Below are 9,192 nucleotides of genomic sequence, written 5' to 3'. Positions count from 1 at the left end.
ACAACGCGCACACCGTCCCCCATTCGGTATCCGGGGTACGGGCATTCGCGATCGGCCAATGGTCCCGCCGGGTGTTTCCCGCGCGCCGAACGGCCCTGTCGTCCCTGCGGGAGGTGGCCCCGGTCAGGTGGGGCGGGACGGCGGCGCAGGACAGCAGCATGGAAGTTGTCGGACCGGCACGCGGCCAAGGACATTGAGTCGACCGAAGCGCGCTTCGACCGCAACGAGGTGAACGCCCATGACCCAAGTCCGGCCCGTCATCGGGACCGACCGCACCACCCGACCAGGACGGCTGATCATCGGCAGCGTCATCGCCGGTGTGCTGCTGTCCGTGCTGTGGTCCTACGAGTTCGTCGACCACGTGATCGGCGCGAACGTGGCCAACACCCTGCTCGGCGAGGACGCCGCGACCGCCTCGATCGCGGGCACCGCAGCCGGCCTGGTGTTCGCGTTCGTCTCCGGCCTCGCGGGCACGTTCACCGCGTGCAACATCGCCATGGCGGCGTCGATCGGACCGATGAGCGAAGCCGGTGGGTCGACCCAGGGCACGCTGCGATCACTGCTGCGCCCGTTGGGCTTCTTCACCGCCGGCATGGTCGGCGTGTCGGCGGTCTACGGCGCGGTGGGCGTGCTGGTCGGGCCGAGCCTGCCGCAGCTGTCGAGCGCGATGGTCGGCGACATGCCGGTGCGGTTGGTGCAGTCGGCCGTCGTGTTCGGCGTCGTCGGACTGGCGATGGCCTACCTAGGGCTCGCCGCCCTCGGCGTGCTGCCCGACGTGTTCCGCGGCCGGCCGGTGGCCCGCGTGGTGGTGCTCGGCGCGCTGGTCGGGGCGTTCCTCATCGGCAGGCCCTACCCGATGTTCATCAAGCTGTTCCGCTCCGCCGTCGACTCCGGCAACCCGCTCTTCGGCGCGGGCACGTTCGTGCTCCAGTCGATCGGCAACGTCCTGCTCGTCGCCGTCGTGTTCGCGGCGCTCGCCCTGGGCACCAAGGGCCGGTTCCTGCGGTGGTTCAGCTCCAACAGCCGCCGTTCGGCCCTGGTCAGCGCGGCGCTGCTCATCTCCCTCGGTGTGTTCCTGCTCGTGTACTGGGACGTCCGCGTCCCGGCGATCTTCGGGTTCGGCTGGTTCCCGACCATGCCCTACAACTGACAAAGGAGCTGCTCGTGTCCACGACAATCGCTGTCCCGACGACCACGAGGTCGGAGTCCCCCATCCGGAACGGGGCGTTGGCCGGGCTCGCCGGCGGTCTCGTGTTCGGGCTGTTGATGGCCGGGATGGGCTCCCTGTCCATGGTCGGCATGCTGGTCGGCGTCGAGAACGCCGTCGTCGGCTTCATCGTCCACATGGTGATCTCCGCGATCGCCGGCGCCGGCTTCGGCGCCCTGACCCGCAACCTGAAGCTCGTGCCGCCGGTCTACGCCCTGAGCATGATCTACGGCGCGGTCTGGTGGGTCCTCGGCGCGCTGGTCGTCATGCCGCTGTGGTTGAGCGTGACCGCCGACCCGATGATGAGCGACATGGTGTTCGTGGTCGGCGGCGCCCAGTGGGTCAGCCTGTTCGGCCACGTGGTCGGCTTCGGCCTGAGCACGGGCGCCGTGCTGCTCATGCTGCGCGGCGACGCCAAGTAAGGCCACCGCCCGGTCCCGTCGCACCCACGGCGGCGGGCCGGGCCGTCCTACTGCGGGAACACGCAGTGCGGCCGTTCACCGACCATCCCCCGAGCGGTCGGTGAACGGCTAGCGTGCTCTCATGGCGCACATCGACCTCGGCTTGGACGAGTCCCTTTTCCCCGGCATCCGGGGCCCCATGCGGTTCCGGCCCGAGACGGCCGCACCCCTCAACGCGTTGGCCGAGGCGCTGTTGCGCGCCCCGAACTCGTTGCCCGCCGGCGAGCGCGAGCTGATCGCGGCCTACGTGTCGGGGTTGAACGAGTGCCGCTTCTGCCGCGACTCGCACTCGGCGTTCGCCGCCGCGCAGCTCGACGAGGGCATGACCCTCGTGCACCAGGTGCGGGACGACCTCGACACCGCGCCGGTGTCGGAGAAGCTGCGGGCGCTGCTGCGGATCGCGGGCGCGGTGCAGCAGTCGGGCCGCAACGTCACCATCGACCTGGTCGACGCCGCACGGGCGCACGGCGCCACCGACGTGGAGGTCCACGACACCGTGCTGATCGCGGCGGCGTTCTGCATGTTCAACCGGTACGTCGACGGCCTCGGCACGCTCCCGATGGACGACCCGGAGGGGTACCACGACTCCGCCCGGCGGATCGTCGAGCACGGCTACGTCGACTCGGTGTAGTCCTGCGCCGACCGGTCGCGGGCCGACCGGCGCAGCCGCACCAGCGGGTAGGACAGCAGCACCAGCGCCACGAACGGCACACCGACCTGCCACGCCGGGCCGAACGCCTCGGTGAACGCCGTCGCCACCAGCACCAGCACCACGTACAGCAGGCTCAGCACCGACGTCACCGGCGCGCCCGGCAACCGGACCGGCGCCGGTGGCAGTCCCCGGCGGGCGCGCCGGAACGCCAGGTGGCTCACGAAGATCAGCATCCACGCCACCATGCCGCTGAACAGCGCGATGCCGAGCAGCACCGGGAACGCCGCGTCCGGTGACAGGGCGGCGGCCACCGCGGCGGCGGCCAAGCCGACGGTCGAGGCGAGCACCGCGTTCACCGGGCTGCCCCGCTCGGTCACGGCGGCGAGGGCCTTCGGCGCGTACCGGTCGAGCGCCAGCGAGTGCACGGTCCTCGACGCCAGGTAGAGCGTGGCGTTCGCGGCCGACAGCGCGGCCGTGAGGATGACCAGGTTCATCAGGCCGGCGGCGGCGGGGATGCCGATCGAGGCGAACAGCGTCACGAACGGGCTCTCCGCCACCCCCTCGACCGCCGCCGCCTCCGTCCACGGCACGATCGCCACGATGATCCCGGTGGCCAGCACGTAGAACAACGCCAGCCGCAGCACCACCCGGCGGGCGGCGCGCGGGATGTCCCGGGCGGGGCTGCGCGACTCGGCCGCCGTCATCGCCACCGACTCCACCCCGCCGTAGCTGAACGTCGCCACGCTGACCGCCAGCAGCACGCCCACCAGGCCGTTGGGCATGAACCCGCCGTGGTCGGTCCAGGCCGACAGCCCGACCGCGTCCTGCCCCGGCAGCCCGAACACGATGCACAGCACGCCGAGGACCACGAAGACGACCAGCGCCGTCACCTTGATCATCGCGAACCAGTACTCGACCTCGCCGAACAGCCGCACGGCCGCGAAGTTGACCGCCAGGATCGCCAGCGAGAACAGGCACACCGACGCCCACAGCGGCACCTGAGGCCACCAGTACCGGACGTAGAGCCCGGCCGCGACCACCTCGCCGCCGACCGCGATCACCTGGGTCGCCCAGTAGCACCACCGCTGGACGTACCCGACCAGCGGTCCGGCGTACCGCGCGCCGACCGCGCCGAACCCGCCCGCCTCCGGGTGTACCACGACCATCTCGGCGACCGCGTAGGCCACCGCGACCGCCGCCAGCGCACCGACCAGGTAGACCAGCACGACCGCCGGTCCGGCCATGGAGATGGCGAGGCCGGAGCCGAGGAACAACCCGGTCCCGATGGCGCCGCCGAGCGAGATCATGCCGATCTGGCGGCTCGTCAACTGCCGGAGCAGCCCGCCGTTCGCGTGGTCCGTCACGAGGTCCTCCGCCGGTCGCACGGTCCGCGGGCAGCGCGACAGTGCCACTCCCCCGGCGCGCACGCCAGCACCCGGCGCGTCGCCGATACGGCCGACCGAAGCCGGTCGGTCCTCAGTGGACGGCGGCGGACCGCTCGAACCGGAACGGGGCCAGGGCGTCGCCGCGGTCCTCGCCCAGCACCTCGGCGGCAACCAGGTCGCCGGCGTGCAGGCTCAAGGTCGCGCCGCTGTGCGAGACGGCGAAGTGGAAGTTCGGCAGCCCGAGCACCCGGCCCAGCACCGGCAGCCCGTCGTCGGGGATGGGCCGCTCGCCCACCCGCACGCTCTCCACGGACGCCGCGCGCAGGCCCGGGTAGAGCGCGCGGCTCGCCTCGACCACCTCGTCCACGGCCGACCGGTCCACGCTGACCTCGCCCGCGTCCGACACGCGGGCCGCGCCATCGACCTCCGGGGTGTGCAGCAGCAGCCGTCCGCCGCCGTCCGGGCGCAGGTGGACGTGCGGCGCGTGGACCACCCGCCCCACCGCCACCGCGACCGGCGTGGTGCGGACGAGCACGCCGCGGGTGTTGCGCATCGGCAACGCCAACCCGGCCAGTTCCGCGATCCGCGCGGCTCGCGGCCCCGCGCAGTTCACCACGGCGTCGGCGGGCAGTCGACGTCCCGAGGCGAGCCGGACCGCGCGCACCGCGCCGGCCGTCACCTCCAGGCCCGTCACCGCGTCGTCCGGCGCCACCTCCGCGCCGGCCGAGACCGCCGTCGACAGCAGGTGGCCGATCAGGCGGGCCGGCTCGACCCAGCCCTCACGCGGGAAGTAGGCGATACCGTCGTCGGGCAGCGCGGCCGGGTCCAGGTCGGGTTCGAGGTCCGACGCCTCGGCCCGGCTGAGCCACCGCGCCTCGTAGCCGTAGTCGAGGACGGCCGCAACCTTCCGGCTCAGCGCTCCCCGGTCGGCGTCGCCGGCGGCCCACTCCAGGTTGCCGGTCTCGTGGTACCAGTCGCTGTGCGGCACGTCGGCCGCCAGCCGCCGGTGCGCTTCCATGCCCATGACGTTGAAGTCGTGGTAGGAGCGCGGCTGCTTGCCGCAGGAGTTCGTCCACGAGAACGTCGCGCCGGACGCGCCGCCGCCGGGCGAGCCCGCGTCGACCACGGTGACCCGGGCCCCTCCGCGCGTCAGCGAGGCGGCCACCGCCGCGCCGTAGACGCCCGCGCCGATGACGACCGCGTTCACGACCATGCCGACCCGCCTCCCGCGACCAGCCGGAGCTGTTCTCCTTGTGGCACTTCAGGTATAGCACGCGACTGAGACGCTTTCGGGTGGTCGTGCGGGCCGCGCGGAAACTTCCGGGCGGCCCCGTTCCCGATTCGGGCGCCGCCATTCCCGCGCGCGGAATCGGGAAACCGCTCGGCCGGTCGCCCGTGAATGCCGTTCGCACCGACGGCGAGCGGGACCCCGGATCCCGGGCAGGCCTCGCGCGGACGTCCTGATCAGCGCAAATCCCTGGCCGGACGCCGGGGCGACCGTGCCCTGGCGCCGGGTGCGCGGATCGACCCGCATTTCAACATCAACGCGGAAATGCGGCCGTCACCCGGTCGAACGCGTCAGTTCACGCACCGCCCGCGCAACCGATATCATGGCCGTGATGCCTCGTGACGCGGAATGTGGACGTGACCTCGGCGAGGACGTGGGAGTGAGCGCTGTGCACGCGGGAAATCACCCGTCGGACGACGGGGGCGACCGCCGGTGAGGCGCACCGGCGGTCGCGGGGCGGGGACGTCGGCGCTGCTGGCGTTCGTGGCGCTCGGCGCGCTGGTCGCCGGGTCGTTCGCCGTGGTGACCTCCGTGCGCGGCGAACGGCCGGCGCAGCCCGCGGCCCTGTCGACGGCGTCCACGACCACGCCACCGCCGTCGTCCACGGCGGTCGAGCCGCCACCGCCGGTGGTGGACCCGTGCGCGGAGAAGATCGCCGCGCTGCCGCTGCGGGCCAGGCTCGCGCAGTTGCTCGTCGTCGGGGTCGACCCGCGCGGGTCCGCCGACGCCCTCTCCGTGGTGCGGAACGAGCAGGTGGGCGGCATCTTCATCGGCGGCGACGACGTCGGCCTGCTCAGCGCCGGCGCGCTGGCCCCCGTGCACGCGGCGGCGTCCCTGCCGTTGACCGTCGCCGTGGACGACGAGGGCGGGCGGGTCCAGCGGCTCGACGCGCTGGACGGTTCGATGCCCAGCGCCCGGCGAATGGCGGCCGACCTGTCACCGGACCAGGTCCGCGCGGTGGCCGAGGACCGGGGGCTCGCGCTGCGCGAACGCGGTGTGACCACCGACCTGGCGCCCGTGCTGGACACCAGCGGCCAACCCGACCGCACGGTCATCGGCGACCGCTCGTTCAGCCCCGACCCGGACACCGCCCTCGGCTACGCCCTCGCGTTCGCCGAAGGGCTGCACAACGCCGGCGTCACACCGGTGGTCAAGCACTTCCCGGGGCACGGCAACACGACCGGCGACTCGCACCTGGGCGCGGTCACCTCTCCCCCGCTGGACGCGCTGCGCGACACCGACCTCGTCCCGTACCGGCACCTGCCGCGGTTCGGCGACGTGGTGGTGATGCTGGGGCACATCGACGTGCCCGGCCTGACCGGCGGCGTGCCCGCCACCCTCAGCCCCGAGGCCTACGCGCTGCTGCGCGGCGAGTTCGGCTTCACGGGCCCCGCGATGACCGACGACCTGGGCGCGATGCGCGCGGTGACGGACCGGGTCGGCCTCCCCGACGCGGTCACGCAGGCGCTCTCGGCCGGCGCGGACATCGCGCTGTGGTCGTCGGGCGGCCGGGTGGGCGAGGTGCTCGACCACCTGGAAGGCGCGGTCGCCTCGGGTGCCCTGCCGCCGGCCCGCGTGGACGAAGCGGCCCGCCGGGTGCTCGCGGCCAAGCAGGTGTGCTGACTCACGCGAGGGACACCGCCGCCGCCTCATATGCTGGCTGTGACGTTTTCCAGCAGGGAGGCACCCGCAGTGCGATACGTGGCCATCGGCGACAGCTTCACCGAAGGGGTCGGCGACGAGCGCCCCGACGGCACGCCGAGGGGGTGGGCCGACCTGGTGGCGGAGGGACTGGCCGTCGGGCTCGGTGAGACCGTCCACTACGCCAACCTCGCCGTCCGGGGCCGCCTGCTGGAGCCGATCGCCACCACCCAGCTCGACGCGGCGCTGGCCCTGTCGCCCGCGCCCACGCTGCTCACCCTCAACGGCGGCGGCAACGACATGATGCGGCCCGGCGTCGACCTGGCGCGGCTGGTCCGGCTGACCGAGCAGGCGGTGCGCCGGTGCGTGGCGGCCGGCGTGCGGTTGGTGCTGCTCAGCGGGGCCGACCCGTCGCAGCGGCTGCCGTTCGGCCGCACCGTCCACCGCCGGGGCGAGGTGCTGACGGCCGCGATCGCGAAGGTCGCCGAGCGGCACGACGTGCTGCTCGTGGACGCGTTCAACGACGTCGAGGTCCGCCGGGCCGAGTACTGGTCACCGGACCGGCTGCACCTCAACGCCGCCGGCCACCGGCGGGTCGCGTCCCTCGTGCTCAAGGCCCTCGGGCACACCGCGGAGGCGCACGCGGTCGACCCGGGCCCGGCCGCGCGGCGCAGCCTGCTCGCCGAGACCCGCTACTACCGCGAGCACGTCCTGCCCTGGGTGAACCGCCGGATCCGGGGCATCTCGTCCGGTGACGACGCGACCGGCAAGCACCCCGACTGGGTGCCCGTCGAGGCCAGGCCGCGGGTCTGACACCGCGGTGCTGCACGCCTACGGACCGGCCACCGACACGCCCGGTCACCTCGCGGCCCTCGTGGAGGGGGACACCGACGCCCGGAAGGCCGCGGTGCGACACCTCGGCTCGGCGATCATCCACCAGGGCACGCCCTGGCTCGCGACGCCGGGCGCGGTCGTGCGGGTGGCCGGGCTGCTGAGCGACGACCGGGTACCGGGTTGGCTGCGCGTCGAGCTGGTCGCGTTCCTGACCGACGTCGTGGCCGAGGCCTGCCACCCCGGGCACCGCGCCGAGCACGAGGCCATGGCGCTGCCCGAGCGCGACGTGGAGGCCGAGGTCGTCGCCCTGCTCGCCGAGGACCGCGAAGACGCGATCTACGAAGACCTCGAACTGGCGGACGCGCTCTTCGCGCGGGCGTCCTTGGGCTGCCTCGACGCCGTGCCGGTGGTCCTCGACGCCGCGGCACGCCTGCCCGAGGGCCGTGACCTCGCCGACCTGTGCCGCCGGGTGCTCGCCGCGGACTGAGCCCGTTGCGCCGGGTGCCGACTCCCGCCATGATGGCGGTTCGTCAGTACTCAACCAACAATGGTGGTGGTCTGGTGAACAAGTACCGGATGGTGATCGCCGGGCTCGCGGCGGCGCTGGTCGCGAGCACCGCTCCCGCCGTGCCCGCGCAGGCCGCGACGACGTTGCCCGCGACGAGCTTCCGGCTCAAGGCCACCGCCTACTCGAGCCTGATCGACGACCTGGACGCCGCGCTGCCCAACGTCGGCGTGCCGACCGTCGTCGGCGACGGCAACCGCGCCGCGACGTCCTGCTCCCCCGCCGCGGCCAACCGCGTGGCCGCGTTCTGCTGGAACAGCGGTGACGACGACGTCGCGTACTGGGTGCCGCAGGGCATCACGACGACCGCGGACGCGTACGGCGAGGCGACCTACGAGGGTTCGACCGCGGTCCTGGTCAGCTGGTACGACAACGGCGCGGACGGGATCGACCGGGGCATCCGGGTCTCGTTCGTCGACTACGCCACGCCGTCCGCGCCGACCTACCGCCACGTGCTGCTGGTCGAGCCCTACGCCACCAGCGCGGGCCAGGCGTCGTTCCGACCGGTCAACCTCCACGCCGGCGGCATGTTCTGGTACGGCCACCACCTCTACGTCGCGGCGACGAGCAGCGGTTTCCGCGTGTTCGACCTGAGGCACCTGTGGCAGACCAGCACGACCGACGGCTCGGCGATCGGCCGCCAGGGCGACGGCAGCTACCAGGCCTACGGCTACAAGTACGTGCTGCCGCAGGCCTTCGCCTACAACCAGTCGACCACCGACGGGCAGGCGGCCATCCGGTTCTCGTTCGCCTCGCTGGACCGCACCAGCACGCCGGACAGCGTGGTCGTCGGCGAGTACGCCAACCCCGGCGCGGGCAGCAGGCTGTTCCGCTTCCCCCTCGACTACACCACCCGGATGCTCACCACCGGTGCCGACGGCTACGCCCGCGCGAGCGAGGCCTACGACGTGTCGGTGCAGAGCATGCAGGGCGCGACCGCCGTCAACGGCAAGTTCTACCTCTCCACCAGCGACGGCAGCGGCAACGCGGGCGACCTGGCCACGTTCACGCCGGGCGGCTCGGTCGTGATGCACCACGACGTGCTGCCGATCGGGCCGGAGGACTTCTCGTACTGGCCCGCCAAGGGCCAGCTCTGGTCGCTGACCGAGTACGCCAGCAGCCGTTCGGTCTTCGCTGTCCGCGCCTCCGCGTACTAGGT

The 9,192-nt window shown here is 73.1% G+C and carries 9 protein-coding genes; 7 read left to right on the top strand and 2 right to left on the bottom strand.

The window, feature by feature from the left end:
• The first annotated feature begins 238 nt into the window (after window positions 1-238).
• From ACQPYE_RS18425 to ACQPYE_RS18415, 3 genes are all read left to right on the top strand, one after another.
• A complete protein-coding gene (locus ACQPYE_RS18425) occupies window positions 239-1,150 on the top strand; it encodes a hypothetical protein (protein WP_498722611.1) in 912 nt (303 codons plus the stop codon).
• Window positions 1,151-1,164: 14 nt separating this feature from the next.
• Complete coding sequence (locus ACQPYE_RS18420) at window positions 1,165-1,629, top strand: hypothetical protein (RefSeq protein WP_498722610.1); 465 nt, start codon at window positions 1,165-1,167, stop codon at window positions 1,627-1,629.
• Between the two features lie 121 nt (window positions 1,630-1,750).
• Window positions 1,751-2,299 (top strand): carboxymuconolactone decarboxylase family protein, encoded by a 549-nt coding sequence (locus tag ACQPYE_RS18415; protein ID WP_498722609.1) that lies wholly within the window; start codon window positions 1,751-1,753, stop codon window positions 2,297-2,299.
• Here the strand turns inward: ACQPYE_RS18415 and ACQPYE_RS18410 are convergent.
• Both ACQPYE_RS18410 and ACQPYE_RS18405 read right to left on the bottom strand, forming a co-directional pair.
• Window positions 2,281-3,684, bottom strand: a complete 1,404-nt coding sequence (locus tag ACQPYE_RS18410) for an amino acid permease (protein ID WP_498722608.1) — start codon at window positions 3,682-3,684, stop codon at window positions 2,281-2,283. The genes ACQPYE_RS18415 and ACQPYE_RS18410 overlap by 19 nt on opposite strands.
• Window positions 3,685-3,796: 112 nt before the next feature.
• Entirely contained in the window at window positions 3,797-4,918 is a 1,122-nt protein-coding gene (locus tag ACQPYE_RS18405; RefSeq protein ID WP_498722607.1) for an NAD(P)/FAD-dependent oxidoreductase, read from the bottom strand.
• Between the two features lie 507 nt (window positions 4,919-5,425).
• Here ACQPYE_RS18405 and ACQPYE_RS18400 point away from each other — a divergent pair.
• From ACQPYE_RS18400 to ACQPYE_RS18385, 4 genes are all read left to right on the top strand, one after another.
• Window positions 5,426-6,616, top strand: coding sequence for a glycoside hydrolase family 3 N-terminal domain-containing protein (locus ACQPYE_RS18400; protein ID WP_498722606.1), 1,191 nt, complete (start codon window positions 5,426-5,428; stop codon window positions 6,614-6,616).
• 69 nt (window positions 6,617-6,685) lie between these two features.
• Window positions 6,686-7,447 carry an SGNH/GDSL hydrolase family protein gene (locus ACQPYE_RS18395; RefSeq protein WP_498722605.1) on the top strand — a complete coding sequence of 254 codons (762 nt, stop codon included), beginning with the start codon at window positions 6,686-6,688 and terminating at the stop codon, window positions 7,445-7,447.
• 7 nt (window positions 7,448-7,454) lie between these two features.
• Window positions 7,455-7,955: a hypothetical protein gene (locus ACQPYE_RS18390; protein WP_498722604.1), complete on the top strand. Its 501-nt coding sequence runs from the start codon at window positions 7,455-7,457 to the stop codon at window positions 7,953-7,955.
• Between the two features lie 74 nt (window positions 7,956-8,029).
• Window positions 8,030-9,190 (top strand): hypothetical protein, encoded by a 1,161-nt coding sequence (locus ACQPYE_RS18385; RefSeq protein ID WP_498722603.1) that lies wholly within the window; start codon window positions 8,030-8,032, stop codon window positions 9,188-9,190.
• The last annotated feature ends 2 nt before the right edge of the window (window positions 9,191-9,192 follow it).

The organism is Actinosynnema sp. CA-299493 (genome assembly GCF_050946825.1).
Lineage (GTDB): Bacteria > Actinomycetota > Actinomycetes > Mycobacteriales > Pseudonocardiaceae > Actinosynnema.
The sequence above is the reverse complement of the archived record's forward strand: the minus strand, read 5'-3'. Positions and strand labels throughout refer to the sequence as shown.

What these genes read in the sequence shown, in the direction of transcription:
- ACQPYE_RS18405 (WP_498722607.1), bottom strand. Translation starts at nt 4,918, where the DNA reads ATGGTCGTGAACGCGGTCGTCATCGGCGCGGGCGTCTACGGCGCGGCG.
- ACQPYE_RS18415 (WP_498722609.1), top strand. Translation starts at nt 1,751, where the DNA reads ATGGCGCACATCGACCTCGGCTTGGACGAGTCCCTTTTCCCCGGCATC.
- ACQPYE_RS18425 (WP_498722611.1), top strand. Translation starts at nt 239, where the DNA reads ATGACCCAAGTCCGGCCCGTCATCGGGACCGACCGCACCACCCGACCA.